Here is a 26,155-nt window from a genome sequence, read left to right on the forward strand (position 1 = left end):
CTCCAAAGAGACCCTGATCCTGACGTCGGATGTCGCCCTCTACGTGGCCGCGCAGAATGCCGGTCTTCCCAGCGAGAATTTCAATCACTGGAAAGACCGTCGGCCGGACTACCGGATGTGACGGGCGCTTGACGGTCTTTCCCTCCCGGCCTTGACCGCGCCACGCGACTGACGCAGGAACACGGCATGCGCGCAAACTACCGTATGCAGAGGCTCTTCGTCGCCACCGAACTCGTCCAGGGCCAGCCCTTCGAGGTCGACCCCGCCCAGGCGCACTACCTGCTGAACGTGCTCAGGATGGCCGAGGGCTCGGAACTTCTCGTCTTCAACGGCCGCGACGGCGAATGGCTGGCGAGCGTGGCCGCGGCGGGCAAGAAGAAGGCTTCGCTGGTGCCCCTCGGCCAGACGCGGGCCCAGCCGCGCCTGCCCGACCTGCTCTACTGTTTCGCGCCGCTGAAGCAGGGCCGGCTCGACTACATGGTGCAGAAGGCGGTCGAAATGGGCGCCGGCACGCTGCAGCCCGTCATCACCCAGCACACCCAGATGTCGAACGTCGGCGTCGAGCGCCTGCAGTCCAACGCGCTGGAGGCGGCCGAGCAGTGCGGCATCCTCGCCGTGCCCGTCGTCAACGAGGTCATCAAGCTCGAGCGGCTGCTCTGGGAATGGGAGGAAGGTCGCCGGCTGATCTTCTGCGACGAGGGCGTGGCCACCAACAACCCGCTCGACATCCTCGCCACCGTGCGCGAGCGCCGGCTCGGCGTCCTCGTCGGACCCGAAGGCGGCTTTTCCGACGAGGAACGCCGACAGCTGCGCGGTCTGCCCTTCGTCACCCCCATCCCGCTCGGCCCCCGCATCCTGCGCGCCGACACGGCGGCGGTGGCGGCGCTCGCCGTCGTGCAGGCGGCGATCGGCGACTGGCGCTAGCCGGGCGGAAGGCTGGAGTCACCCGTCGAGGTGCCTGGCGAAGTAGAGGGTCGTGCCGCCCATGAAGGGTTCTTGCTTCGTCACGCGAAAGCCCCGCCTTGTGTAGAACGCGACGTTCTCGGCGAAGTCGGCATTGGTCAACAGGCGCAGCTCCGACAGCCCGGCACGCCTCGCCTGGTCCTCGGCCGTCTCCAGAAGCCGTCGTCCCACGCCCCTGCCCTGGAACGACGGGAGAACCGCCAGGTTCTCGATCCAGACGTGATCGGCGAAGATCATCGTCTCGATGATGCCCGCAAGCGTCGTGCCGGCATGCGCCAGCAGCACGTCGTGCTCGGCGATGGCCTTGCGGTAGTCGACCGTCATCGGCCTCGGCTCGCGGCCGATCACGGGGATCCACTTCGCATAGGCCGCCCGCACGAGGTCCCGCACGGAATCGGCATCGCCGCCCTCGGCCGGCGTCAGGGTGAGCGGTTGCACGGGCGTTTCCATCCTTCGGTTCGAGAGCATGAAAAAACCCGCCGGCCGGATGGCGGGCGGGCTGCGAGGCCCGCGAACTCAAGGACCCGCTGAAATCTGGCGCCACAGGCTGGCCGGCTCGAAATCGATGCGCCGCTCCAGCCAGGACATGACGTCCAGCGGATGCGCGACGATCAGATCGACGTCCGCTCGACGATGTCGCAGGGCATGCAACTGCCTCGGACCCGCGGATGTCGCCACGATGCGCGTATCGACCCGTAGCGATTCCTTGGTCCGGAAATCCTTGAGATTGTCCGTCACGACGAGATGCGCGCGCGCGGCGAATGCCGTTGCAGGGACACCCGCATCCTCGACATCGGCGATCGCGAACTGTTCACGTCCGCCGAGCAGCAGATAGGGATCGAGTTCCTCGGGTCCGTGCTTCATGATGTCCCTCACGGCTTCGGAATAGGCCTGGGCGTTGACGGATGACGCCTCCAGGCGTCCGAGCACTTGCTCGAGGGTATCGAGCATATCGAGTGAGACGATGAGTTGGACCTCACGCCCCCCGTCTCCCCATCGTCCATTGGCAATCATGGAGACGATCCGCTGCGCCGTGGTGCCCCTTCGCCCCCGGCCGGTCGCCATCAGATTCGCGACCCAGATGTTGACGTCGAGAAGAACCCACAGGGGCGCGCTCATGGACGGGGCTTTATCTGCCTCGTGGCTTCGGTCAGTCGCGTCGCCTCCTCCAGGAGGTCGATCTCATCGGTCGTGTGCTCCAGGCTCGCGAAAAGCTGCTCATCGGCGAGGCGCTCCATCGCCGTTTCCAGACGCAGCCTGGAGACCGCCGCCATGATCACCCGCGACAGCCGTCTGATCCCTTCGGCATCCTGTCGCGACTGAAGTTCGAGCAGCGTATCGCGCACGTCTTTGGGGAGACCCGTAAACACCATCAGCGCGCTGGAAACGATGTTCGAGACGGACCGGTTCTCCCTTTCGGCGACCATCCGGACCTTCTGTGCCATCTTGTCGTCGATGTTGGTCGAGAGCGTCGTCGCCATTACAGCCGTCCTATAGAAACACACCATATCTATAGCGGCGAGAGCGCGGATCGGCAAGCAAGCCGTCGCTGTGCTGCCAGCACGCCCGCCCAACCCGCATCATCCCCCTTGCCATCCCCCCCTCTCCCGTGCGACCAGCGCGCCCTCATGCACGGGGGCGTTCGCGCCCTCCCCGCTCCGGGACGCCGCGCGTCCCTGCCAGCAAGACAGATCAGACAAAAGAAGGACGCTGCCATGGCACGCGCGCTCGGGCTCGATTTCGGCACGACCAACTCGGTCCTCGCCCTCGCGGATCCGGGCGGCGCGACGCACTCGCTGCCCTTCACCTCGCCCGCCGGCACCACCGACACCATGCGCACCGCGCTCGCCTACATGAAGCAGGGCCGCTCGACGCAGGATCTCGCCGTCGAAGCCGGTCAGGCGGCGATCCGCCTGTTCATCGACCACCCGGGCGACTGCCGCTTCCTGCAGTCGATCAAGACCTTCGCCGCCAGCGCCGCCTTCCAGGCCACCACGGTCTTCGCGAAGCGCCAGCAGTTCGAGGACCTGATGGAGACCTTCCTGCGGCGCCTCGAAGCCTATGCCGGCGACGGCTGGCCCTCCGACATCTCGCGCCTCGTCGTCGGCCGGCCCGTCCGCTTCGCCGGGTCCAATCCCAACGAGGACCTCGCCCTCGAACGCTACCAGGCCGCGCTCACCCGTTTCGGCTTCTCAGAGATCCACTACGTCTACGAACCTGTGGCCGCCGCCTACTGGTTCGCCCAGTCGTTGACCCGCGACGCCACCGTGCTGGTCGCCGATTTCGGCGGCGGCACCACCGACTATTCGCTGATCCGCTTCGAGCGCCACGCGGGCGAACTCAGCGCCGTCCCGATCGGCCATTCCGGCGTCGGCATCGCCGGCGATCATTTCGACTACCGGCTGATCGACAACCTCGTCGCGCCCGAGATCGGCAAGGGCAGCCAGTTCAGGAGCTTCGGCAAGCTGCTCGATCTGCCGGCGAGCTACTTCGCCAGTTTCGGCCGCTGGAACCAGCTGTCGATCTTCAAGACCACGCGCGAGTTCCAGGACCTGAAGTCGCTCATCCGCCACGCCGTCGAGCCCGACAGGCTGCAGCTCTTCGTCGACCTGATCGAGTATGACGAGGGCTATCCGCTCTACCAGGCGATCTCGGCCACCAAGATGGCGCTGTCGCAGGCCGAGGAGGCCGAGTTCCATTTCGCGCCGCTCGGCGCCGCCGGCCGCAAGACCGTCCGCCGCGCCGATTTCGAGGCCTGGATCGCCGACGACCTCGCCCGCATCGAAGCCGCGCTCGACGAGGTGCTGGACACGACGAACACCCCCGCCGACGGCGTCGACAAGGTCTTCCTCACCGGCGGCACCTCCTTCGTGCCCGCCGTGCGGAACATCTTCGAGCGCCGCTTCGACGCCGGCCGCATCGAGAGCGGCGGCGAGCTTCTCTCCATCGCCCACGGTCTCGCCCTCATCGGCGAGAGCGGCGACGTCGCCCGCTGGGCGGCTTGACCCCGCGGCGGCGGCCGGCGGTCGATCGGCCGATCAACCGGCCTTGATCCACCGCTCAGCATTTTTGGCTTGATCGGCCTGCCCCCTTTCGGCCATCACTCGCGCGCCGACGCCGGATCGGCCGCAAGTAGCCTTCAAGAGGACACCCCGATGGCGCGCGACACGACCGATTCCAGCCCGATCGAGGGGCTCGACGACCTGGTCGCCCACATGGCCGCCGGCAACAAGCCGAAGGACCAGTGGCGGATCGGCACCGAGCACGAGAAATTCCCCTTCTACGTCGACGGCAACGCGCCCGTGCCCTACGAGGGCCCGCGCGGCATCAAGGCCCTGCTCGACGGCATGCAGAAGACGCTCGGCTGGGAGCCGATCATGGACGCGGGCAACATCATCGGCCTCGTCGAGCCGACCGGCCAGGGCGCCATCTCGCTCGAGCCGGGCGGCCAGTTCGAACTCTCCGGCGCGCCGCTGGAGACGATCCACCAGACCTGCCGCGAGGGCAACGCGCATCTGGCCCAGTTGCGCGAGATCGCCGAGCCGCTCGGCATCCGCTTCCTCGGCCTCGGCGGCAGCCCGAAATGGTCGCTCGCCCAGACCCCGCGCATGCCGAAGTCGCGCTACGACATCATGACCGCCTACATGCCCAAGGTCGGCCGGCACGGTCTCGACATGATGTACCGCACCTGCACCATCCAGGTGAACCTCGACTTCTCGTCGGAAGCCGACATGCGCCGCAAGATGCAGGTGTCGCTGCGCCTGCAGCCGCTGTCGACCGCACTCTTCGCCAACTCGCCCTTCACCGAGGGCCGGCCGAACGGGCTCAAGTCCTGGCGCGGCGAGATCTGGCGCGACACCGACAACCAGCGCTCGGGCCTGCTGCCCTTCTGCTTCTCGCCCGATTTCGGCTTCGCCGACTACGTCGAGTGGGCGCTCGACGTGCCGATGTACTTCGTCATCCGCGACGGCCGCTACCACGACTGCACCCACGTCACCTTCCGCCAGTTCATGGACGGCGCGCTGCGCAATTCCGTGCCCGACGGGCTGCCCACCATGGGCGACTGGGCCAACCACCTGTCGACGCTCTTCCCCGACGTGCGGCTGAAGCGCTTTCTGGAAATGCGCGGCGCCGACGGCGGCCCGTGGCGGCGCATCTGCGCGCTGCCGGCCTTCTGGGTCGGCCTCCTCTACGACGACGAGGCGCTCGACGCCGCCGACGCCCTGACCCGCTCCTGGACCTACGAGGACGTGCTGGCGATGCGCGACGCCGTTCCGGCGCAAGGCATCGACATGCCCTTCGGTTCCGGCACCCTGCGCGACGTCGCCCGCGAGGTGCTGGCCATCTCGCGCCTCGGCCTGAAGAACCGCAGGCGCCTCAACCGCGACGGCTACGACGAGAGCACCTTCCTCTCCACCCTCGACGAGGTCGTCGCCCGCGGCACCACCTCCGCCGACGAGATGCTCACCGCCTACCACACCCGCTGGGGCGGCTCCATCGAGCCGGCCTTCATGGAATATGCGTATTGAGGGCAGCGACGCCCGTACCTTGATCGCTCCGACACCCCTTCGAGTGTCATTCCGGAAGGCGAGCCGCGCGGAGCGCGGCAGAGTCTGTCCGGAATCCATTCCGTGATGCCGAAGGTGTCGCCCCCTGCCGCGCAGGCCGCGGAACAGATTCCGGCTCCGGGTGCCTCCGCTTCGCTCGGCGCACGGTCCGGAATGACGCGCCCGGAGGGCGCTGCGTCCGTGCTTCGCCCTTTGCCGTGGCCCCGCTTCCCCCGTTGCGGCGCCCCTTCTCCTTCGTCATCCCGGGCGAAGCGGAGGCGCAGACCCCGGATCCATGCCTCGGCGTTCGTCAAGAGGCGGGACGACGGAGAACGGCGGCCGCGTCCCGGCGCTCCGTCGACGTCACGCTTGCCTGCGATGGCGAGGCATGGATCCCGGATACGTCGTCCTTCGCTGCGCTCGGACGTCGTTCCGGGATGACGAAGGCGGTGGAGGCCAGGCCGGGCGAGGCAGGTCTGTGCGGTTACCGCCTTGGGACAGCGGGGTCCCCCCCTCCGCCTCGCTGCGCTCGACACCTCCCCCCACTGCGTGGGGTTGGAGGATGAGCGTCGGCGCTGGTGGCGGGCTATCCTCCACCCCACGAAGTGGGGGCGGAGGTGGCGTCGCGAAGCGACGACGGAGGGGGGGAGCGAGGCCGGAGGACGAGGCCACGTCCGCGGAGCGGCACCGGCGGAGGGACGGCGCCACGCGCCTCGTCGTGGACCGGATGGCTCGGACGGTGAACGCCGAACCGGTCGCCGGATACCGCTCTGGGCAATTCCCCGTCACGGTGGCATGATCCCGAACGACATATTCGCGCCGCTTCGCCGGCCCGCCACGGAGACCCCGCCATGCTGCCCCTTTCCGACATGCTGGCCGCGCAGAACGGCCTCGCGATGGAGGCGCTGCAGCGTCAGTTCAGCCTGACGCAGCAGCAGACGAGCCAGGTGGTGCAGGCGCTGCTGCCGGCGTTCTCGACCGGGCTGAAGCACAACGTGGCCGATCCCTACGGCGTCGGCACCTTCCTGCAGACGCTGGCGGCGGGCAATCACGCACAGTTCTTCGACAACCCGATGTCCGCCTTCACGCCGGGCGGCCAGGCGGCCGGCAACGACGTGCTCAGCCGGATCTTCGGCTCCAAGGACCTGTCGCGCGCCGTCGCCGCGCATGCCGCCACCGCCACGGGCATCGGCCAGGAGATCATCAAGCAGATGCTGCCGGCCATCGCCGCCATGATCATGGGCGGCCTGTTCAAGCAGGCGTCGGGCCAGCTCGGAGCCGGCGTCCAGCCCAATTTCGGCACGGCCGGGCTCGGCGGCGCCACCAATCCGATGGGCGCCGTCCTGGCCGAGATGATGCGCCAGGCCGGCGCGCTGTCGGGCGGCCAGCCGCAGCAGCCCGACCCGATGGCCAACCCTTTCGGCAGGATGATGCAGGACATGTTCGGCGGCGCCCAGCCGGCGGCGAAGAAGGCGCCGGAGCCCGCCCCCGGGAACCCGTTCGATCCCTTCGGCCAGAATCCCTTCGGCAAGATGATGGGGGACATGATCGGCGCCTGGCAGCCGAAGCCGGAACCGGAGCCCGCGCCGACCAACCCTTCCGGCCGCCCGCGCACGCCCTGGGACGATCTCTTCGGCGAGATGTTCGAGACCGGCGCCAAGCAGCGCGACGAGGTCCAGAAGACCATGGAAAGCGTCGTCGGCGAATTCCTGAAGGGGATGAGCCGGCCGGGCTGACACCGTCGCACAGCGTCCTCTCCTCCCCTCCTTCGCGTCCCCGCGAGAACACAGGCTCGGGCAAGCCAGACCTCCTAGTCTGCCGGCGTCGCCGGGCCTTTCCGCTGGGATCGCCGTCCCCGCCGGGGCCGGGTGTCGCCGTTTCGCGACCGCGCGGGTCCGGGACGAAAGGCTGCGGGGGCTTGCGTCATGTCCATCTCATCGCTGTCGGTCATCCAGATCCGGGCGCTGCCGGCATCCACCATCGCAACCTGGACGGACGAAGACGTCGCCCAGCTGTCCACCGCCCAGATCCAGGCGCTGTCGTCGGGCCAGGTCGGCGCGCTGCAGCCCGACAGCGTCGCGGCACTCACCACCACCCAGGTCGGCGCCATCGCCCCGCGCGCCATCGTCGGCTTCAGCCTGGACCAGCTCGCCGTGCTCGCCACCGACCGCATCGCCGGGCTCGGCGGCGCGCAGGTCGCGGCCCTCACCGCCTCGCAGGTCGGCGGTCTCGCCACCGCACAGGCCGAGGCGCTGACGTCGTCGCAGGTCGCCAGCATGAGTTCGCGCCAGCTCGCCGCGCTCGACCCCGAGGCGCTGCAGACCTTCTCCACCGCCGACATCGCCGCCATCCGCACCGCCGCGATCCCGGGCCTGACGGCCGACGGCATCGCCGCGCTGAGTGCCGACCAGATCGCGGCCCTGACGCCGTCGCAGGTCGGCGCCATGAAGCCCGCCCAGGTCGCCGCCTTCACGACCGGCCAGATCGCGCTTCTCTCGACGGACCAGATCGGCGCGCTCAATTCCTCCCACGTCAAGGCGCTGAGCGCCGGGGCGGTGGCCGCCTTCTCGGCCGATCAGGTCGCCGCGCTGTCCGTGCGCGCCGTGGCGGGGCTGACGGCTGCCCAGATCGGCGCGCTGTCGACCGGCCAGGTGGGCGCGCTCTCCACCGGCCAGATCGGTGCGCTCAACGCCACGCAGCTCGCCGCCTTCCCAGCCGAGGCGCTCGCCGCCTTCTCCGCCAGCGACATCGGCGCGATCCGCACCACCGCCATCGGCGGCCTCTCCGACGAGAAGGTCGCCGCGCTCTCCGCCGAGCAGGTCGCGGGCCTGCAGCCTGCCCAGGTCGCGGCGCTGCGGCCCTCGCAGGTCGCCGCCCTGTCGACCGCGCAGGTCGGCGCGCTGACTGCCGCCCAGGTCGCGGCGCTCACGTCCCGGCAGGTCGCGGTGCTCTCCACCGAGGCGATCGCCGCCTTCTCGACGGACCAGGTGGCGGCACTCTCCGCCCGCGCGATCCCCGGCCTCACCACCGCCCAGATCGGCGCGCTCGGCATCGAGCAGGCCGACGCCCTCACCGCCGGCCAGATCGCGGCGCTCAACGCGCGCCAGATCGGCACGCTCGACGTCGCGGCGATCCAGACCTTCTCCACGACCGAGATCGCGGCGATCAACGTCACCGCGCTCGCCGGGCTGACGGCAGACGCCATCGCGGCCCTCGACGTCGGCCAGGTCGCCGCCTTCACGACCCGCCAGGTCGCAGCACTTCGCCCGGGCCAGGTCGGCGCGCTCGACGCCCAGCAGGTCGCAGCCCTCACCACCGCCCAGGTCAAGGTGATGACGGCAGCACAGGTCGCCGCGCTGCCGGCCGATGCGGTCGCCGGCCTCTCCCTGGACCAGTTCGCAGCCCTCGGCCCGAAAGCCATCCCCGGCCTCACCGCCGCCCAGCTCGCCGCCCTCGGCACCGCCCAGGTCGAGGCGCTGTCGACCGCGCAGGTCGGCGCGCTGACCGCCGCGCAGGTCGCCGCGCTCGGGGATGCGGTCGCCGAAAGCTTCACCACGCTGAAACTCGCCGCGATCAAGCCCACCGCCGTCTCCGGCCTGTCGGCCGACACCATGGCCGCGCTCTCCTCAACCCAGGTCGCCGCGCTGACGGCCGCACAGATCGCCGCGCTGAAGCCGGCCCAGGTGGCGGCGCTGCTGCCCGCGCAGGTCGAGGCGCTCGGCGCCACGCAGGTCCGCGCGCTGACCTCGTCCCAGGTCGCGGCCCTGGATGTCGAGGCGGTGGCGGCGTTCTCCACCACCCAGATCGCAGCCCTGTCTGCCGGCGCCGTCGCCGGCCTCACCACCGCCCAGATCGCCGCGCTGTCGAGCGCGCAGGCCGAGGCGCTGACCGCCGCGCAGGTCGCCGGCCTCGGCGGCACCCAGGTCGCGGCCTTCGGCGCGGCCGAGCTTGCCACCTTCACCGCGGCCGAGATCGCCGCGATCCGCACGACCGCCATCACCGGCCTGCCGGCCGACGCCATCGCCGCGCTCGGCGCCGACCATGTCGCCGCACTGACGAAGACACAGATCGCCGCGCTCACGTCCACCCAGGTCGCGGCGCTGACGCCGGCGCAACTCGCCCTGCTTTCCACCACCCAGGTCGCAGCGCTCACGGCGACCCAGGTCGCCGCCGTCGACGCGCAGGCCCTGTCCGGCCTGTCGGCCGAGCAGATCGGCGCGCTCGCACCGAAGACCGTCGCCGGCCTCACCACGACCCAGGTCGCGGCCCTCACCGCAGGCCAGGTCGACACCTTCACGCCCGCCCAGATCGCCGCGCTGTCTTCGGCCCAGGTCGGCGCCCTGGGAACGGCCGCACTGCAGACCTTCTCCTCCGCCGACATCGCCGCGATCGCCACTGCCGCGATCGCCGGCCTCTCCGCCGAGACCGTCGCAGGCCTCGCCACCGAGCAGGTCGCGGCGATGACCACCGCCCAGGTCGCCGCCCTGAAGCCGGCGCAGGTCGCGGCCCTCACGCCTGCCCAGTTCGACGCCCTGTCCACCGGACAGATCGGCGCGCTGGCCGCCGTCCAGGTCGCGGCGCTGTCCACCGAGACCGTCGCAGCACTCGCCCCGGACCGGCTGGCCGCCCTGTCCACGAAGGGGCTCTCCGGCCTCTCCACCGATGCCATGGCCGCCCTGTCGGCGACCCAGGTCTCCGCGCTGACGTCGACCCAGCTCGCAGCCCTCACGGCCTCGCAGGTCGGCGCCCTGTCGGGGGCGGTGCTGGAGAGCCTGAACCCCGAGACCATCGCCGCGTTCAGCCCCGCGGGCCTCTCCGGCCTTCCCGCCGCCAGCTTCGCCGGCCTCGCCCCGACCACCATCTCGACCCTGACCACGGCACAGGTCGCGGCGCTGAAACCGGCGCAGGTCGCCGCCATGACGCCGGAGCAGATCGGCGCACTGACCACGGCGCAGGCCGGCGCGCTCACCGGCACGCAGTTCCTGGCGCTCGGCGCCGCGCAGATCGCCGCCTTCGCGCCGCAGCAGGTGGCGGCGCTGACGACGGGCGTCGTCTCCAGCCTGAGTGCCGCCCAGATCGGCGCGCTGTCTTCCGCCCAGATCGACGCGTTGACCACCACGCAGGTCGCGTCCCTGAAATCCGCCCAGCTCGCCGCCCTCGGCGCCGAGACGATCGCCGCCTTCTCCGCCGAGGACATCGCCGCCATCGACGCCACCGCGCTGCAGGGCCTGTCCTCCGAGACGGTCGGCGCGCTGTCGCTCGAACAGACGGCGGCGCTGCGGCCGGCCCAGATCGAGAAGCTCACCTACTACCAGCTGCGCGCCATGAGCGCGGGCCAGCTCGGCGCGCTGTCCGCCGTCCAGGTCGGCGCGCTGAGCGCGCTGCAGGTCGCCTCGCTCGGCGCCGACCGGATCGGCGCCATCACGCCGCTGCAGATCGCCGCCATCGACGTCGACGCGATCTCCGGCTTCTCGACCGCGCAGCTCTCGGCGCTCACGGCCGAGCAGGTCGAGGCCTTCACCCCGGCCCAGGTGGCGGCCATGACCGCCGAACAGATCGGCGCGCTGGAGACCGGCGACCTCGCCCAGTTCTCCGCCGACGACGTCGCCGCCATCGCCGCGACCGCCATCCCCGGCCTGTCAGCATCGCAGATCCTCGGCCTCAGCCAGGTCCAGCTGCAGGCACTGACGTCGAGCCAGACCGCCGTGATGAGCTCCCAGCAGCTCGCCTCGATCATCGCCGCCTACGAATCCTTCGCCTGACCCGGTCGGGTCTCCCCGACCCGGTCGGGTTTCCCCGACCCGACACGCCAACGAAAAATGCCCGGCGGCTCCTGGGTGGGAGCGGCCGGGCAAGGTGGCAGGCATGGCCGGGGGGGACCGGCGGGAGTCAGAGCCTGCGGTGGGAGACGCCGGCGCCTGTCCGGCGCCGGGCGAATTCGTCCGGGACGGCTCAGCCGATGCGCCGCGCCAGCGCCTCGTAGGCGCGGATCCGCGCTTCCGAGATCTGGCCGAGCTGCTCGGTCGGGTCGACGCCGAAGGGCGACTGCCAGACCACGAAGAGGTCGCTGCGCGTCAGCCCGATGTCGGACAGCTGCGCGTCGCTCATCTCGCCGAGCCGGTAGATCTCGCGGCGGTTGCGCCAGGCGCGGTAGACCTTGGCGGCATGGTTGATCGCGGCCACGACGGCGTTCGCCACGCGCAGCCCGAGCGCCGGACGCACGGTGGCGGGCGTGAGGGTGGTGCGGGTGTCGAGGGCGGTCATGGTCGTTCTCCTTCGTGGCAGGCCGCGGAACGCACGAAGCCTCTGCGCGGGAGCTCATTCTCCGGCGCGTCTCGGTGTCTCGTGCCCGTTGGCGGAACGATGCTCTTCTCGCAGCCCCGGATTGATTAGTCGAACGAATGTTTTTAATCTTTGACATCAACCAAGCTGATGGATCATCCCCATGGCCGCTCCGCTCGACCTCGACCAGCTGCAGACCTTCATCGCCATCGCCGACACCGGCTCCTTCACCCGCGCCGCCGACGAGGTGTTCCGCACCCAGTCGGCGGTCTCCATGCAGATGCGCAGGCTGGAGGAGCGCGTCGGCAAGCCGCTGTTCGAGAAGGACGGCCGCACCAACCGGCTGACCGAGGACGGCGAGCGACTGCTCGCCTATGCCCGGCGCATGATGCGGCTGAACCGCGAGGCGCTGGCGGCCCTCGACGACAACCGGCTCGAAGGCTCGATCCGCATCGGCACGCCCGACGATTACGCCGACCGCTTCCTGCCCGAGATCATGGCGCGCTTCTCGCGCTCCAATCCGCGCGTCGAGCTTTCCGTCCTCTGCGAACCCACCGTCAACCTCGTCGAACTGATCCGCCGCGGCCAGCTGGACATCGCCATCGTCACCCATGACGACGAACGCTCGCCGTCCGAGGTGGTGCGCCGCGAACCGCTGCTCTGGGTCACCTCCGCCAACCACATGGTGCATGAGGAACCCGTGGTGCCGCTGGCCGTCGGTCGCCCCACCTGCCTGTGGCGGCGGGAGACGCTCGACGCGCTCGACCGCGTCGAACGCGAGCACCGCATCCTGTTCACCTCCTGGTCGGCCACCGTCATCATCGCCTCGGTGCTGGCCGGGCTTGCCGTCGCCGTCCTGCCCGAATGCGCGCTGCGCCCCGGCATGCGGGTTCTGACCGAAAGCGAGGGTTTTCCGGCCCTTCCCGACGGCCGCATCGGCATCCTGCGCGGCCATTCCAGCCAGCCCGAGATCGTCGAGGCGCTCGCCCGCCACATCGCCGAGAGCCTCGACAACATCTCGCTCCCCGGCCCCGAGGACCCCGGCAGCTTCGACTTCGCCGCCGTCGGCCTCGCCATGCGCGGCCGCCGCCACAAGCCGGGCCAGATGGCGGGCTGGTGACGCACGCCCCCGACGAAAGCCATCCGCGCGACGGTCCAGCCGATCCCCGCGACCCATTCGGGACCTGCGTCGCCCGAGATTGACGAAGCGGCCTGCAGACGCCCCCTCACCCGCCCCCCCACCAAGGCGACCCCCGGCATGGCCGCCCCCTCCGCTTCGTCATCAACTCTGAGCCGATTGTGCGTCTCTGAGCCTTGCATTGAGGGTGACGATGATCTTTCGCATGACTGCGGCGATTGCGACGATGGGGCGTTTTCCGTTGTCGACGAGGCGTTTGTAGAAGGATGCGAACTCGCCTCTGCCGGCGGCTGCGCGCAGTGCCGGCATGAACAGGGCTGTTCTGATCTGCGGCCTGCCGCCGCGTTGCCGCCGCCGGCCGGTTGCGGTTCCGCTCTCGTTGGGGTGGGGAGCTGTCCCGGCCAGGGCGGCGGCCTGCCTGCGCTGGAGGGAGCCGAGTTCGGGCATCTGGGCGATGAGGGTTGCGGCGCATGTGAGGCCGATGCCGTTCATGGCGGTGCACACGGCGATGCGTTGGCGCAGGCTCTGGCTGCGTGCGACGAGGGCGGCGATCGCCGCGTCGAGCTTGTCGATCTGTTGCTCGATGGCGGCCAGCATGGCCTTGAAGGAGGCTGCGAGTGCCTTGGCGCCGGGCGCCCTGGAGCGGTTGCGCTCGGCGACCCTGAAGGCGACGAGGTCGGCCCTACGCCGCACCAGGACCTGCAACTGCCTCTCGTCGGCGTCTTGCGCCTGCCACAAAGACAGCTTGGCCCAGCGCTCGCGCGCATAGGCGGCCATTTGGGCGGCGTCGATGGCATCGCTCTTGCCGAGCGTGCCAAAGGAGCGGATGAAGCTCTTGAGCTTCAGGGTGTCGGCACGGTGGCAGGCGATTCCGGCCTTGAGGCATTCCTCCAGAAGCAGCAGTTCGTAGCCGCCGGTAGGCTCGCAGACGACGAGGTCGGGCCGGGCTTTCTTGAGCATGGCGCGAATGGCGGATCGGCTGTTGTCGATGGTCGCGGCGGCCTGGCGGCCGTTGCTGACGGTGAGACTGTCCTTGGCGACATCGACGCCGAGGCAGCAGGCGGGCGGGTGGTGCAGAAAGGCCATGAGGGTGCTATCCTTTGCGGGCTTCGGATTGTTTGCGGGCGTGACGGCGCGTCAGGGGCCCGATCAACTCTCCAAGCGGTGGTGCAAAGGCGGCAGGGAGCCTTGATGACGTCGGGTGTCGGCCCGATCCCGGAAACGGTCGCCTGCCGCCGAGGCTGCGGGTGTTCGAGCCCGCAGCCTCATCCAACACTACCCCGTTCGGCTCAAACAATCCCGGAACGGCGTCCGAGCGCAGCGCAGGACGCCGTATCCGGGATCCATGCCTCGGCGGACATCCCCGCGATCCGGCCCACGACGAGGCACGTGCCGCCGGTCGTCGGCGCGGGCGCCGCATCCTCCAGCGTCGCCGCCCCCCCCTCCGTCGTCGCTGCGCGACGCCACCTCCGCCCCCACTTCGTGGGGTGGAGGACAGCCCGCCCCAAGCGCCGCCGCCCATCCTCCAACCCCACGAAGTGGGGGAGGTGCCGAGCGAAGCGAGGCGGAGGGGGGGACCCCGCCGGACCAGTCCGCGACGGTGGACGGTCGGCACGACGGACGTGGCCAGGCGGTCCATCACGCTCCCGCGCATCGACGGCCCGAAGATCGGAGCCATCGTTGCCCCCACCTTCGTCATCCCGGAACGGCGTCCAAGCGCAGCGCAGGACGACGTATCCGGGATCCATGCCTCGCCGCCCATCCCCGCGATCCGGTCCACGACGAGACACGTGCCGCCCGGTCGCCGCCGCGGGCGCCGCATCCTCCAGCGTCGCCGCCCCCCTCCGTCGTCGCTTCGCGACGCCACCTCCGCCCCCACTGCGTGGGGTGGAGGAAGCCCGCCCAAGCGCCGCCGCCCATCCTCCAACCCCACGAAGTGGGGGGGAGGTGCCGAGCGAAGCGAGGCGGAGGGGGGGACCCCGCCGGGCCTGGCCGCGACGACGGACGGTCGGCACGACGGACGTGGCCAGGCCGTCCGTCACGCTCCCGCGCATCGACGGCCCGAGGATCCGACCCGTCGCGCGCCCCTTCACCTTCGTCATCCCGGAACGGCGTCCAAGCGCAGCGAAGGACGCCGTATCCGGGATCCATGCCTCGGAGCAGGTCATCGAGCGGGACGATGGAGAAGGTCCGACCGGTGCGTCGCCTGCACCGCCCCGCCTTTCGACGACCGCGGAGGCATGGATCCCGGGTCTGCGCCTCCGCTCCGCTCCGGCTTCGCCCGGGATGACGAAGGTGAGAATAGCGCCGCCCCCCGCCTTCGTCATCCCGGAACGGCGTCCAAGCGCAGCGCAGGACGACGTATCCGGGATCCATGCCTCGCCATCCGTCCCCGCGCTCCGGTCCACGACGAGGCACGCGCCGCCGCCGCCCCCGTCGCCGCCACATCCTGCGCCGCCCCCCCTCCGTCGTCGCTGCGCGACGCTACCTCCGCCCCCACTTCGTGGGGTGGAGGACGGGTCCTTCCAGCGAAATCAATGCCTTGCGAAAATTCTGTCCACACCCCTGCCGGTCCACAACAGACTGGCCGCAGCTGAAGGAGGGCGGATATGCGCGGGGCGGGACTGAACGGGCGGAAGCTGCGGGAGACGATCACGCTCCTGCTGTCGCTCGCCGCGCATGCCGACGCCGCCGCCGGCCGTTGCTTTGCCGTGCGCTGGCTGGTGCTGTTCTTCCTGCGCCGCGGCGAGCGGGCCGCGCGGGTCAGCGTCGCCGACGCGCTGCGGATCGACGTCGCCGCGATCGAGGACGAACTGGCGGCCGCCGCGGGACCGGACGACGCCAGCCCCTTCGATGCCGCGCTGGTCGCCTGGCGCTACCGCTGGTGCGCGGCGATGCTCTCCGCGGTGCTGGCCAGCATGGGCGGCACCGCCTGGGCGCCCGGCCGCGACGCGGTCCCCGGACGCCGCGCGTGCCGGGCCGGTGCTTGTCCCGTCCTGCCCGGCCTGCCGCTGCCGCAGGTTCACGACACCTCCTGACGCCGACGCCGCGCCGATCCCATCCCGATGTCCCGCAGGCCGGGCGGCAGCGCCGCTTCCCGGCCCGCCCGTGCTGGCGGAAATGCGGGGACAGTTCACTGCATTCGACCTGAAACCGACCGCGAAAGGGCGGCGACCGGTGCCGGATTGAGGAAACCGTCCCCGGATTTCCGGCGGGCGCGGCATCGGCCTTTACGCCGCCGGACATCCGGTTTCGGCAAGCCGACCCGCCCTGAGCGCCAGATCCCGCATCGCCTCGCTGCCCCGTTCACTCGCCTTCCCTGCCCCGCCGCGCTAGAATCCGCCCATGACCGACCTCTTCGCCAGCGATTCCCCCTCCAACGCCGCCGAATTCACGGTGTCGGAGATCTCCAATGCCCTGAAGCGCACGGTGGAGGATGCCTTCGGCAACGTGCGCGTGCGAGGCGAAATTTCCGGCTATCGCGGGCCCCATTCGTCGGGCCACGCCTATTTCGCGCTGAAGGACGACCGCGCGCGGATCGAGGCGGTGATCTGGAAGGGCACGTTCCGGGGCCTGCGCTTCCGGCCCGAGGAGGGCATGGAAGTGATCGCGCAGGGGCGGCTCACCACCTATCCGGGCTCGTCCAAGTACCAGATCGTCATCGAGAGCCTGGAGCCCGCCGGCGCCGGCGCGCTGATGGCGCTGCTGGAGGAGCGCCGCCGCCGGCTGGCCGCCGAGGGCCTGTTCGACGCCACGCGCAAGCGGCCGCTGCCCTTCATGCCCAGGGTCATCGGTGTGGTCACCTCGCCCACCGGCGCCGTCATCCGCGACATCATCCACCGCATCTCCGACCGCTTTCCGCTGCACGTGCTGGTCTGGCCCGTGCGCGTCCAGGGCGAGACGACGGGCGCGGAGGTGTCGGCGGCGGTGACCGGCTTCAACGCCCTGCCCGCGGGCGGGCCGATCCCCCGGCCCGACGTCCTGATCGTGGCGCGCGGCGGCGGCAGCCTGGAGGACCTCTGGGGCTTCAACGACGAGGCCATCGTGCGCGCGGTGGCCGCCTCGCGGATCCCGGTGATCTCGGCCGTCGGCCACGAGACCGACTGGACCCTGATCGACCATGCCGCCGACGTACGGGCTCCGACGCCGACGGGTGCGGCGGAAATGGCCGTCCCGGTGAAGGCCGATCTCGAGGCGACGCTCGCCGCCCTCGGCGCACGGCTGCGGAACGGCGAGGTGCGCGGCATCGACCGCAAGCGTCAGGCGCTGCGCGCCGCCGCCCGTGCCCTTCCCTCCGCCGACCAGCTGCTCGCGCTGCCGCGCCGCCGTTTCGACGAGGCCGCCGCCCGGCTCGACCGCTGTCTCGACGTCGGGCTGGAGCGCAAGCGCGCCCGCTTCGAGCGGCTGCGGCTGACGCCGGCGACGCTGTCGCGCCGGATCGCCGAGGCGACGCGCCTGATCGACCGGCTCGGCACCCGCCTGCCGGCCGCCCACCTCGCGCTGCGCCGCGACCGCCTGCACCGGCTCGGCCGCGCCGATGCGCGGCTCGGCCTCGAGCCGCTCCTGCGCCGGATGTCGGCCTGCGGCGACCGCGTCACGAACCTCGCCCGCCGCGCCGACCGCGCCGCCGACGTCCGCCTCGCCCGGCTGGCCGACCGGCTGGCACAGGCCGGCCGCCTCAATGCCTCGCTGTCCTACAAGGCAGTGCTGGAGCGCGGCTTCGTCGTCGTCCACGACGCCGCCGGCGCCCCGGTGAAGCGTGCAGCCGGCCTGTCCCCCGGCGATCAGGTGACGCTGCAGTTCGCCGACGCCTCCACCAGCGCCCTCATCGCCGGCGACGGCGCCCCCCCCAAACCGCGCCCCCGTCCGGCAAAGGCAGGCGGCGGCGGTCAGGGGTCGCTGTTCTGAGGGGGCGGGGAAGGGGCGAATGGCGAATAGCGGGGGGGGTGAGTAGCGGCTGAAAGGCACAAGACCGCGCCCTCCCCCTATTCCCTATTCCCTATTCCCTATTCCCTATTCCCTATTCCCTATTCCCTATTCGCCATTCGCCATTCCCTCCCCCCGCCTCCTTCGCAACCGCGAAACGCACCCTGCCCATTCTTTCATCGATATGCAAAAAACGCAGGCGATCCATGCGTATGGCGCTCTTGCGGCACTGCAACATGGCGACTATCTGAGCCGCATCAGATTGCAATTGCCCGAAAGAGAGACAGAGATCATGAGCATCCTGAAGAACTACCGCAACTGGCGCCGTTTCCGCAGCGCGATCGACGAGCTGTCGCGCCTGTCCAACCGCGAGCTGGACGACATCGGCATCACCCGCGCCGACATCCCGCACGTCGCGCGCCGCGGCCGCTGAACGACAGGAAAGTGCGGCAGGGCTCCCTCCCGCCCTGCCCCCGTCGGCCGCCCGTTCCCTCCCGTGAGGGCAGCCGCATCCCGAAGGCCCGCAGGTTCGTCCGGCGGGCCTTTCGCGTTTCGGCCGGGCGGCTCCGCCTGAGAGGATGCGAGAGAGTGCCCGTTTCCGCTCGGCTCAAGCCTCGAATCCCGAGGTCTTCAGCGGGCGTTCTTTCGAATCCTCGATTGATTCACACGTTCTGGGCGTCAGTTGCCCGACGGGTCCGCCACCGGTGGTCGACCGTCGTCGGCCAGCAGTTCCTCGAGGAACAGGCTGACGAACTGGCCCCGGCCGTCGACGCCCGCCTTGGCGTAGATCGCCGCCGACTGTGCCCGGACCGTGCCCTTCGCCGTTCCCCGCATCGCCGCGATCGTCTCCGTGTCGATCCCCTTGAGGATCAGCAGCGCGACGTCGCGCTCGGCCGGACTGAGCATCCAGCGCTCGAAGAACATCTCCACGATCGCCGCCATTTCGCCGCGGGCGGAGCGCAGCCCGATCTCCATCCGCTCCATCCGGCCGAGCAGGCGGCGCAGTTCGATCATGAGGAAAGCGACGCCGCCGATGAGCGCCGCGGTCGCGACCGCCTCGGCGATCACATGCGCACCTTCGAGGCGGCCGTCATCGCCGAAGTCGACGATGACGTCGGCCAGAAAGAAGACTGCGCAGAGGGCCTGCACCACGATCAGCGCGGCGAGCGTGGTCGCTCGCCGCTCCGTTCCTTCAGGCATCGGCAGTCTGACGATCATTCCACCTCCGCCCCGTCCGGTATGCGCTTGCGGCCGGTGATCATGGCGCGGACGAGCGGCACCTTCGTGCGCCAGCCGTCGAGCAGGACGCCGCCCACGTGAAGCGCCACGGACACGAGCAGCCAGTCGTAGGCGAGTTCATGGCCTTCCTCCACCCATTCCACGCCGAAATAGCGCATCGTCCCCATCAGATAGCCGGTGGCGGCCAGCACGGCGATGGTCGCCCAGATGTTGTAGACCATCAGCGCGCCGAGCGGATTGTGCGACAGGTGAATGCCGAAGCGGCCGCGGATCATGCCTCCGGCATGCCGCAGGGCTGCGGCGGGATCGGGTGGAAAGGCCGCGAAGCGGGCGGCCCGCGGTCCGACCACCGCCCAGACGAGCCGAAGCGCCACGAGGCTGGACGCCACATAGCCGACCCAGTGGTGGAACGCCTCCTCGCCGTCCGCGAACGAGTTCACCAGGACCGCGACCGCGACCGACCAGTGGATCAGCCGGACCAGCGGGTCCCAGACCGCCACCTCGCGGACGCCGGCACGTCCGGATCTTGCAATGCCGATCGACATGGAGGGCTCACTTCATCGAAATGCGGGTCGGCTTTCCGGTCTCGGGGCTGACGTAGACTTCGCCCATCTTGCCGTCGCCGACGAAGTAGACTTCGATCTGGCCGTCCTCGATCTCGGCCTTGCGGACCTCGAAGCCCAGCCTGGTCAGCGACGCCTTTACCTCGTCCATCGTGGTCCCGAGCACGGTCGACAAGGTGAGGTCCTCCGCGAGGGCAGGCATCACGAGAGCGAGGGCGGCAAGCGTGGAGAGAGCAATTCTGCGCATGGTTGGTTTCCTTGGGGTTCGAGGGGAACGCCGGACCGTCCGGCCTCCGCGGTCTCCACATGGCGGACTTCCCGCTCCGCCTGAATTGGCGAAAGGATTAACGGGCTGCCGATAAGCACGTGCTTACGAGCCGTCCGTCGAGGTGGCGCCGTCGGGCGGCGCATGTGCGGCCGTTCTCCCTTCCGGCCGCCATTGAACGGAACCGCGCCGGCGGCTACCAGTCGTTCATGATCAGGACCGTTGTCATCACCGGCGCGGCCCGCGGCATCGGTCGCGCGCTGGCCGGCCTTGCCGCTCGCCAGGGCTTTTCCGTCGTCGGGCTCGTTCGGCGCAGGCCGGAGGGCATGGTCCAGAGCGGCATCGACCTCCTCGAGGGCATCGACGTCACCGACGCGGCCGCCCTCGCCCGCGCGGCGGACATGCTCGGCGGTCGGCCGGTCGATCTCCTCGTCAACAATGCCGGCATCATCGGTCCGGCGCGCCAGTCGACCCTCGACATGGATTTCGACGGCTTTCGCGAGACGCTGGAGGTCAATGCGCTGGCCCCCCTGCGCGTCGTCCAGGCCTTCCTGCCCAACCTGCGCGCCGCGCGCGAGCGAAGCGGCATCGCCCGCATCGTCACGGTTACCAGCGCCATGGGCCGGATGAGCTACGCCAAGTCGGACCAGATCGCCTACCGCGCCTCGAAGGCCGCCGTGAACAAGATCATGCAAGGCCTGGCGACCGATCTCGCCCCGGAAGGCATTGCCGTTCGACTCGTCCATCCCGGCTGGGTCCGCACCGACATGGGCGGTCCGGACGCGGACATCCCGGTCGAGGAATCGGCTGGCGGCGTGCTGGCGCAGTGCCGGGAGTTCGGGATGGCGCAGAGCGGCAGCTTCGTCGACCATCGGGGCGATACCGTCCCCTGGTAGACGGGTCACGGTCGCGGGGGACACCGAGCCGGGCCGCTTTTTCGGGGCCCTTCGAAGGCGGCCCAGCGGGAGCGCTGCGATGTTGCCGGCAGGATGCAGCAGCGAAAAAATGGGGAGATGGTACGGTTGCTCGGGATCGAACCGAGGACCTCCGGATCCACAATCCGGCGCTCTAACCAGCTGAGCTACAACCGCACGCGATGCTGAGAAGCGAGTGTGCAATACGGTCAAACGACCACGATTGCAAGTCCGCAAACCGCAAGCGCGGACCGTTCCGGCCGGGACGCTGCCGCGGGCGCCGCCATGCGGTGGACGGCGGGCCGGAGGGGGGAAGGCCGGAGGGGGGAAGGAAGAGGCCGGCCCGCAGCGGGCCGGCCTTTTCCGCACAGGGCGCGCGGGAGGAAGGTGCGCGCCCCTACACTTGCGCCTTCAACGGATCAGGCGACCTTGAGTTCCTTCATCGTCTTCTCGAAGGCGTCCTTGGCGGGCTTGGAGATCTCCTCGGCCATCTTGGTGGAGGCTGCCTGCATGTCCTTCGCCTGGTCGACGAGCATCTCCATGCGCTTGCGCATGTAGCCGGTCTGCAGCTCGATGACTTCCGACAGCGACCTGGCCTTCACGAGAGACTCCATGTACGAGAAGTCAGCTTCCGCGCCGGCGCGCAGCGCGCCGATGCCCTTCAGCGACATTTCGCTGCCGGCCTTCTTCATGGTCTCCATCGCGGTCTCGACGGTCTTCTGGGCCTCCTCGGCGGAAGCCTTCATCTTGGAGTAGACTTCCTTTGACTGCTCGACGCCCTTCTCGGCGAAGGCGCGGAACTGGTCGGTGGCCTTGGATGCGTCGAAGGTGGGGAATTCGATGGTTTCGGCAGTCTTGGCGGCTTTCGACATCTGCATCATTCCTTTCTGGTGGGGCGGGCTGACGCGAACCGTTTGCGCGTCATATGCCCACAATATAGGCATCCATCTTGTGCGTTGCAACATTTTTCTTGCAACGCACCATTAAGGCGATCCGGTTAACCACGGAGGCAGAAAACGGTCGCAATGCCACCCGCAATTGTGGACCTTGGCCGCGGAGACTTTTATTTAACAAAGCGTTAAGGTCAGGCGGGGCGGCGCCTGCAGATCGGGATCATCCGGGACATGTCAGCTAGCGAGTATTCGTTCATCGACATCGCCGTGCTCGACGACGTGCGCGGACGTTTTGCCGCAGGCGACGCGCTGGCGATCCTGTCGAGCGATCTCGAGGAGGTGATCTGGGCGAACGGGCCGGGCGCGCACATGTTCGGCTACCCCGACATCGAGGCGATCATGGGCGCGGCGGCAGGTCTCGGGCTCCCCCAGAAGCGCCAGATCGCCGCCTCGCCCGGCTTTCCCGACATCGGGACCGACCGCGCGCTGCTCCTGCGCCTCGCCGCCGGCCACACCAGCCGCGCCGTCAGCCTGCTGGCGAGCGCCGTGCGGCTGCCCGACGGAGAGCGGGCGATCCTGCTGGCGGCGCCGGCCGCCGCGGCAGGCGCACGCGACCCGATGGAGGTTGCCGCACGCGCGATCTCCGGCTTCACCGAAGCCGGCTACTATGCCGCCTACCTGCGGGCAGGCCGGATCGTCGCCTGCACGCCGGGCTACGAGGAACTTGGCATCGCCGCGACGACCGTGGCGGCGATGGTGACCGACGTGGCCGACGCGTCCGATCGCCTCGTGAAGCGCCGCATCGCCGCCGCCAGCGGCCGCATTCCCGCGGGCATCGCCCGCCTCTCGGACGAGCCGGCGGTGCACCTGCTCGTCGTGGTGGACGATCCGCAACTCTACCGCGCCGCGGATTTCCCCGAAGAGGCGCCGGCCAGGACGCCCGATCGGGCATCGCCGGGCGCGGTCGCGGAACAGGAGACGGCTGCCATCGAGAGCGAGGCTCCGTCCCGGCAGCGGCACGACCCCGCCGCACCGCGCCACGACGCGCCGACAGCCGCGCAGCCGCCCTCCGCCCATACCGACGACGAGGCGGCGCCCAGGCCAGTCGTCGCTCCCTCGGCGCCGGAGGCGCCCGTGGACGACGGTGTGCAGCGGCATCCGATCGATCGCTGGTATTTCGAAGCCGACGCGCCCGCCGGCAGCCGCAAGGCCGACGAAGCCCCGGTCGCGCCCGCAGCGGTTGCGCCGGCCGCACCCGCGCCTGACGGGGGCAGCCCCGAAGCGCGCGCCATGCAGGCGCCGGAACCGGCGGCCGAGGGCGCGGCGGACGACGCTCACCCGACCGCTGCTGCGGAAACCGCCGGTTCGTCGCGACCGGTCGAGTCGGCCGACCTGCCCTTCACCCGCGCCGCCGGCCCGGTCCGCTTCGCCTGGCGGACGAATGCCGAGGGCCGCTTCAGCGCCATGTCGCGCGATTTCCTGGCGGCGGTCGGCGCCGATGAAGCGGCCGTGATCGGCCGCTCCTTCGCGGACCTCGCCGGCGAACTCGGCATCGACCCGAAGGGCGAGATCGAGGGCCTCCTGGCCCGCCGCGACACATGGTCGGGCAAGACGGTGCTGTGGCCGCTCGCGGGCACGGGATGGCGGGCGCCGGTCGACCTTGCGGCACTGCCGGTCTATTCCCGGGACCGCAGCTTCGAGGGCTTCCGCGGCTTCGGCATCGCGAGACTGGCCGATTCGGTCTTCGTGCCTTCGGCCAAGCCGGCGCCCGAGGGGCCGGTCGATGCGCGTCGGCAGGCGCCGGAGGAAGCGGCTGCGGACGCGCCGCCGCCGGACCGCGAGGGCCATCTCGTCGTCGCCGACCGTGGGCGCGAGACCGGACGAAGGGAAGACGCCTCTGCGAGCGCAGACCCCGCTTCCTCTCCGCAGGAAGCCGCGCCTGGTCAGGAGATGGGCGGATCGACCGTCATTCCGCTCGACGAGGCCCGCTCGCGGCGTTTCTCGGACAAGATCATCCGGCTGGCCGAGCACCGGCCCCCGGCCATCGAGCGCAATCTCTCGCCCGGCGAGCGCAATGCGTTCCGCGAGATCGGCGACCGGCTGAAGAAGGTCACCGAGCCCCGCGAGGAAGGGCCGGACGGCGCCCGTCCGAAGAGGCTTCCGCAGACGCCCGGCAAGCCGGCCCCGGATCGGGAGGCCGCCGCGCCCCGCACCTCCGCAGGATCCGGACCCGCGGAAGAGGCGTCTCTCCCGTCCCGCCCGCCCGCCCCGGCCGGCGAGCCCGTCCGACCGCAGGCGCCGGCTCGTCCCGAGCGGCCCGAACATCCCGGCTCGAAGGAGGATGGGCATACCCTGCCGCGCGCCGCGAATCCCTTCTTCATCGAAGTGGAGGAGGAACTGTCGGAGGAACCGATCGCTCCCGATGCGCAGGATGCGGTTAGCGGCCGGACCGGAAGCGCGGTCGTCGAGGAGCCCCTCGCGGAGGTTCCACAGGAGACCGCCGCACGGCCGGAGGCTGCGACGCCTGCTGCCGGTGATCCGCCGCGCGACCGCGACGCAACGCCGCCGATGGCGCAACAGCCGCCGGCCGCGCTGGGCTCGATCGAACGCCAGCATCCTCCGGCAGCCGATGATGGGGACGCCCCGGCTGCCGGAAACCGTACCGGGGAAACTCCGCCCGCCGCGCAGCCGCTCGAGGCATCCCGCGCAGCCGAGAGCCCGGTCGCGGACGGGGAACAGGCAGAGGCTGAGGAAGCGCCGGCCGAGACCGGCTCCGTTCGTTCGATCCTGACACGCCTGCCCCTGCCGATGCTCGTCCACGCAGGGGACGTGCTCCACTTCGCCAACCGGAGCTTCCTCGACTTCACCGGATACGCGGCGCTCGCCGATCTGGAGCAGGCCGGCGGGCTGGGCGCGCTGTTTGCCGAACGAAGCGACGATGCCGAACCGTCCGACGCGCCGGCGCACGCCACGATGCTGCGACGCCAGGACGGCTCGACGCTGCCCGTGCGCGCGCATCTCCAGTCGATCGCGTGGGAGCGCGGCAAGGCGCTGCTTCTCGCGCTGCGCCCCGCCGACGGCGCGCAGGAGCGGGTCGAGGAACGTCCCGCTTCAGACCTCGCCGGACGTGTCGAGGAGATGCGCACGATCCTGGACACGGCCACGGACGGGGTCGTGGTGATCGCACCGGACGGCACGATCCGCTCGATCAACCGTCCGGCAGAAGCGCTGTTCGGCTATGACGACCGCGAGGTGGCGGGCAAGCCGTTCGTGGCGCTGCTCGCGGTCGAAAGCCAGCGCGCGGCGCGGGACTACCTGCAGGGCCTCTCCGACAACGGCGTGGCGAGCGTTCTCAACGACGGCCGGGAGGTGATCGGCCGCGAGGCGCAGGGCCGCTTCATCCCGCTCTTCATGACCATCGGGCGCCTGCCCGGCGGCAACGGTTTCTGCGCGGTGCTGCGCGACATCACGTCCTGGAAGCGGGCGGAAGAGGAACTGACCAAGGCGCGGACGCTCGCGGAGCGGGCCTCGTCGCAGAAGTCGGAATTCCTCGCCCGCGTCAGCCACGAGATCCGCACGCCGCTGAACGCCATCATCGGATTCTCGGAACTGATGATGGACGAGAAGTTCGGCCCGATCGGCAACGAGCGCTACCGCGACTACCTGCGCGACATCAACCGGTCGGGCAATCTCGTGCTCGACATCGTCAACGACCTGCTCGACATCTCCAAGATCGAGGCGGGCGAGCAGGAGATGGCCTACGAGGCCGTGGCGCTGAACGACGTGCTGGCCGAGACGGTGGCGATGATGCAGCCCCAGGCGAACCGCGAGCGGGTGATCATCCGCTCGAGCTTCGCCTCGCGCCTGCCCGAAGTGGTCGCCGATCTCCGCTCGGTCCGGCAGATCGGCCTCAACCTTCTGTCGAACGCGGTGCGCTTCACGCAGCCGGGCGGCCAGGTGATCGTGTCGACGGCCTACGAGGCGTCGGGCGACGTCGTCATGCGTGTGCGCGACACCGGCATCGGCATGTCGAGCGCCGAGATCGAGCAGGCGCTGAAACCGTTCAAGCAGATCAACTCGCTGAAGCGCACGCGCAACGACGGGACCGGGCTGGGGCTGCCGCTGACCAAGGCGATGGTGGAGGCCAACCGCGCCCGCTTCACCATCAGTTCCGCTCCCGGCGAGGGCACGCTGGTGGAAATCTGCTTCCCCTCGACCCGCGTGCTCGCCGACTGAGAATGACGTCCGACGTTCGCGCAGGCGATCACGAAAACGTGATGTCCTGCGCGCGGCTAATTGTTGAGCGTTTGCCTCTGATTTGGCTCCACAAATCCTGATCGTCGCAGTTTAGAATTCTTCTAAACTCCTGATATTGCTTCGCAATACCCTTGACCTCACCGGGGGACGTGGGACATGCAGCGGCGG

General features: G+C 70.2%; 20 protein-coding genes and 1 tRNA gene. 11 read left to right on the forward strand and 10 right to left on the reverse strand.

What is annotated here, in order from left to right:
- The first annotated feature begins 186 nt into the window (after window positions 1-186).
- Window positions 187-924 carry a 16S rRNA (uracil(1498)-N(3))-methyltransferase gene (locus IAI54_RS11015; RefSeq protein ID WP_187972382.1) on the forward strand — a complete coding sequence of 246 codons (738 nt, stop codon included), beginning with the start codon at window positions 187-189 and terminating at the stop codon, window positions 922-924.
- A gap of 18 nt (window positions 925-942) precedes the next feature.
- Here the strand turns inward: IAI54_RS11015 and IAI54_RS11020 are convergent, their stop codons facing one another.
- From IAI54_RS11020 to IAI54_RS11030, 3 genes are all read right to left on the reverse strand, one after another.
- Window positions 943-1,401, reverse strand: coding sequence for a GNAT family N-acetyltransferase (locus tag IAI54_RS11020; RefSeq protein ID WP_235679324.1), 459 nt, complete (start codon window positions 1,399-1,401; stop codon window positions 943-945).
- 78 nt (window positions 1,402-1,479) lie between these two features.
- Entirely contained in the window at window positions 1,480-2,082 is a 603-nt protein-coding gene (locus IAI54_RS11025; protein WP_187972384.1) for a PIN domain-containing protein, read from the reverse strand.
- Window positions 2,079-2,444 (reverse strand): hypothetical protein, encoded by a 366-nt coding sequence (locus IAI54_RS11030; RefSeq protein WP_187972385.1) that lies wholly within the window; start codon window positions 2,442-2,444, stop codon window positions 2,079-2,081. The genes IAI54_RS11025 and IAI54_RS11030 overlap by 4 nt, the downstream gene beginning before the upstream one ends.
- Before the next feature lie 234 nt (window positions 2,445-2,678).
- Between IAI54_RS11030 and IAI54_RS11035 the strand changes: the two genes are divergently transcribed.
- The 4 genes from IAI54_RS11035 to IAI54_RS11050 all read left to right on the forward strand — a co-directional run bounded on the left by IAI54_RS11035 (window position 2,679) and on the right by IAI54_RS11050 (window position 11,272).
- Entirely contained in the window at window positions 2,679-3,968 is a 1,290-nt protein-coding gene (locus IAI54_RS11035; protein ID WP_187972386.1) for an Hsp70 family protein, read from the forward strand.
- Between the two features lie 150 nt (window positions 3,969-4,118).
- Window positions 4,119-5,492 (forward strand): glutamate--cysteine ligase, encoded by a 1,374-nt coding sequence (locus IAI54_RS11040; RefSeq protein WP_187972387.1) that lies wholly within the window; start codon window positions 4,119-4,121, stop codon window positions 5,490-5,492.
- An 869-nt stretch (window positions 5,493-6,361) separates the two neighbouring features.
- Complete coding sequence (locus tag IAI54_RS11045; protein WP_187972388.1) at window positions 6,362-7,246, forward strand: DUF937 domain-containing protein; 885 nt, start codon at window positions 6,362-6,364, stop codon at window positions 7,244-7,246.
- 189 nt (window positions 7,247-7,435) lie between these two features.
- Window positions 7,436-11,272, forward strand: a complete 3,837-nt coding sequence (locus tag IAI54_RS11050; RefSeq protein ID WP_187972389.1) for a beta strand repeat-containing protein — start codon at window positions 7,436-7,438, stop codon at window positions 11,270-11,272.
- Between the two features lie 190 nt (window positions 11,273-11,462).
- On the opposite strand, the gene IAI54_RS11055 is transcribed toward IAI54_RS11050, so the two are convergent.
- A complete protein-coding gene (locus tag IAI54_RS11055; RefSeq protein ID WP_187972390.1) occupies window positions 11,463-11,774 on the reverse strand; it encodes a DUF1127 domain-containing protein in 312 nt (103 codons plus the stop codon).
- A gap of 181 nt (window positions 11,775-11,955) precedes the next feature.
- Between IAI54_RS11055 and IAI54_RS11060 the strand changes: the two genes are divergently transcribed.
- Window positions 11,956-12,912, forward strand: coding sequence for a LysR substrate-binding domain-containing protein (locus IAI54_RS11060; RefSeq protein ID WP_187972391.1), 957 nt, complete (start codon window positions 11,956-11,958; stop codon window positions 12,910-12,912).
- A gap of 162 nt (window positions 12,913-13,074) precedes the next feature.
- On the opposite strand, the gene IAI54_RS11065 is transcribed toward IAI54_RS11060, so the two are convergent.
- Window positions 13,075-14,016: an IS110 family RNA-guided transposase gene (locus IAI54_RS11065; protein WP_187968756.1), complete on the reverse strand. Its 942-nt coding sequence runs from the start codon at window positions 14,014-14,016 to the stop codon at window positions 13,075-13,077.
- Between the two features lie 1,523 nt (window positions 14,017-15,539).
- On the opposite strand from IAI54_RS11065, the gene IAI54_RS11070 reads away from it, so the two are divergent.
- From IAI54_RS11070 to IAI54_RS11080, 3 genes are all read left to right on the forward strand, one after another.
- Window positions 15,540-15,968, forward strand: a complete 429-nt coding sequence (locus IAI54_RS11070) for a hypothetical protein (RefSeq protein ID WP_187972392.1) — start codon at window positions 15,540-15,542, stop codon at window positions 15,966-15,968.
- 307 nt (window positions 15,969-16,275) lie between these two features.
- Window positions 16,276-17,838 (forward strand): exodeoxyribonuclease VII large subunit, encoded by a 1,563-nt coding sequence (gene xseA / locus IAI54_RS11075; protein ID WP_187972393.1) that lies wholly within the window; start codon window positions 16,276-16,278, stop codon window positions 17,836-17,838.
- Window positions 17,839-18,148: 310 nt separating this feature from the next.
- Window positions 18,149-18,289, forward strand: a complete 141-nt coding sequence (locus IAI54_RS11080) for a DUF1127 domain-containing protein (RefSeq protein ID WP_187972394.1) — start codon at window positions 18,149-18,151, stop codon at window positions 18,287-18,289.
- A 245-nt stretch (window positions 18,290-18,534) separates the two neighbouring features.
- Here the strand turns inward: IAI54_RS11080 and IAI54_RS11085 are convergent, their stop codons facing one another.
- From IAI54_RS11085 to IAI54_RS11095, 3 genes are read right to left on the reverse strand one after another with little or no spacing between them, the layout of a single operon-like run.
- On the reverse strand, window positions 18,535-19,074 hold the full coding sequence (locus IAI54_RS11085) for a helix-turn-helix transcriptional regulator (RefSeq protein WP_187972395.1): 540 nt from the start codon (window positions 19,072-19,074) through the stop codon (window positions 18,535-18,537).
- Window positions 19,071-19,640 carry a cytochrome b/b6 domain-containing protein gene (locus IAI54_RS11090; protein ID WP_187972396.1) on the reverse strand — a complete coding sequence of 190 codons (570 nt, stop codon included), beginning with the start codon at window positions 19,638-19,640 and terminating at the stop codon, window positions 19,071-19,073. The genes IAI54_RS11085 and IAI54_RS11090 overlap by 4 nt, the downstream gene beginning before the upstream one ends.
- 7 nt (window positions 19,641-19,647) lie before the next feature.
- Window positions 19,648-19,905 carry a PepSY domain-containing protein gene (locus IAI54_RS11095; RefSeq protein ID WP_187972397.1) on the reverse strand — a complete coding sequence of 86 codons (258 nt, stop codon included), beginning with the start codon at window positions 19,903-19,905 and terminating at the stop codon, window positions 19,648-19,650.
- 227 nt (window positions 19,906-20,132) lie between these two features.
- Between IAI54_RS11095 and IAI54_RS11100 the strand changes: the two genes are divergently transcribed.
- A complete protein-coding gene (locus IAI54_RS11100; protein ID WP_235679325.1) occupies window positions 20,133-20,819 on the forward strand; it encodes an SDR family NAD(P)-dependent oxidoreductase in 687 nt (228 codons plus the stop codon).
- Window positions 20,820-20,937: 118 nt separating this feature from the next.
- Here the strand turns inward: IAI54_RS11100 and IAI54_RS11105 are convergent.
- Together IAI54_RS11105 and IAI54_RS11110 are read right to left on the reverse strand one after the other, a co-directional pair.
- A tRNA-His gene (locus IAI54_RS11105) sits at window positions 20,938-21,014 on the reverse strand.
- Window positions 21,015-21,256: 242 nt separating this feature from the next.
- On the reverse strand, window positions 21,257-21,715 hold the full coding sequence (locus IAI54_RS11110) for a phasin (RefSeq protein ID WP_187972398.1): 459 nt from the start codon (window positions 21,713-21,715) through the stop codon (window positions 21,257-21,259).
- Between the two features lie 246 nt (window positions 21,716-21,961).
- Here IAI54_RS11110 and IAI54_RS11115 point away from each other — a divergent pair, with 246 nt between their 5' ends.
- Window positions 21,962-25,966: a PAS domain S-box protein gene (locus IAI54_RS11115; RefSeq protein WP_187972399.1), complete on the forward strand. Its 4,005-nt coding sequence runs from the start codon at window positions 21,962-21,964 to the stop codon at window positions 25,964-25,966.
- The last annotated feature ends 189 nt before the right edge of the window (window positions 25,967-26,155 follow it).

The organism is Aquibium microcysteis, assembly GCF_014495845.1.
Taxonomy (GTDB): Bacteria; Pseudomonadota; Alphaproteobacteria; order Rhizobiales; family Rhizobiaceae; genus Aquibium; species Aquibium microcysteis.

Bases quoted from the DNA above. Each gene is read 5' to 3' on its own strand.
- IAI54_RS11090 (WP_187972396.1), bottom strand. From the start codon at position 19,640: ATGTCGATCGGCATTGCAAGATCCGGACGTGCCGGCGTCCGCGAGGTG.
- IAI54_RS11080 (WP_187972394.1), top strand. From the start codon at position 18,149: ATGAGCATCCTGAAGAACTACCGCAACTGGCGCCGTTTCCGCAGCGCG.
- xseA (WP_187972393.1), top strand. From the start codon at position 16,276: ATGACCGACCTCTTCGCCAGCGATTCCCCCTCCAACGCCGCCGAATTC.
- IAI54_RS11015 (WP_187972382.1), top strand. From the start codon at position 187: ATGCGCGCAAACTACCGTATGCAGAGGCTCTTCGTCGCCACCGAACTC.
- IAI54_RS11025 (WP_187972384.1), bottom strand. From the start codon at position 2,082: ATGAGCGCGCCCCTGTGGGTTCTTCTCGACGTCAACATCTGGGTCGCG.
- IAI54_RS11045 (WP_187972388.1), top strand. From the start codon at position 6,362: ATGCTGCCCCTTTCCGACATGCTGGCCGCGCAGAACGGCCTCGCGATG.
- IAI54_RS11040 (WP_187972387.1), top strand. From the start codon at position 4,119: ATGGCGCGCGACACGACCGATTCCAGCCCGATCGAGGGGCTCGACGAC.
- IAI54_RS11060 (WP_187972391.1), top strand. From the start codon at position 11,956: ATGGCCGCTCCGCTCGACCTCGACCAGCTGCAGACCTTCATCGCCATC.
- IAI54_RS11085 (WP_187972395.1), bottom strand. From the start codon at position 19,074: ATGATCGTCAGACTGCCGATGCCTGAAGGAACGGAGCGGCGAGCGACC.
- IAI54_RS11110 (WP_187972398.1), bottom strand. From the start codon at position 21,715: ATGCAGATGTCGAAAGCCGCCAAGACTGCCGAAACCATCGAATTCCCC.
- IAI54_RS11030 (WP_187972385.1), bottom strand. From the start codon at position 2,444: ATGGCGACGACGCTCTCGACCAACATCGACGACAAGATGGCACAGAAG.
- IAI54_RS11065 (WP_187968756.1), bottom strand. From the start codon at position 14,016: ATGGCCTTTCTGCACCACCCGCCCGCCTGCTGCCTCGGCGTCGATGTC.
- IAI54_RS11035 (WP_187972386.1), top strand. From the start codon at position 2,679: ATGGCACGCGCGCTCGGGCTCGATTTCGGCACGACCAACTCGGTCCTC.
- IAI54_RS11095 (WP_187972397.1), bottom strand. From the start codon at position 19,905: ATGCGCAGAATTGCTCTCTCCACGCTTGCCGCCCTCGCTCTCGTGATG.
- IAI54_RS11070 (WP_187972392.1), top strand. From the start codon at position 15,540: ATGCGCGGGGCGGGACTGAACGGGCGGAAGCTGCGGGAGACGATCACG.
- IAI54_RS11050 (WP_187972389.1), top strand. From the start codon at position 7,436: ATGTCCATCTCATCGCTGTCGGTCATCCAGATCCGGGCGCTGCCGGCA.
- IAI54_RS11055 (WP_187972390.1), bottom strand. From the start codon at position 11,774: ATGACCGCCCTCGACACCCGCACCACCCTCACGCCCGCCACCGTGCGT.
- IAI54_RS11115 (WP_187972399.1), top strand. From the start codon at position 21,962: ATGTCAGCTAGCGAGTATTCGTTCATCGACATCGCCGTGCTCGACGAC.
- IAI54_RS11100 (WP_235679325.1), top strand. From the start codon at position 20,133: ATGATCAGGACCGTTGTCATCACCGGCGCGGCCCGCGGCATCGGTCGC.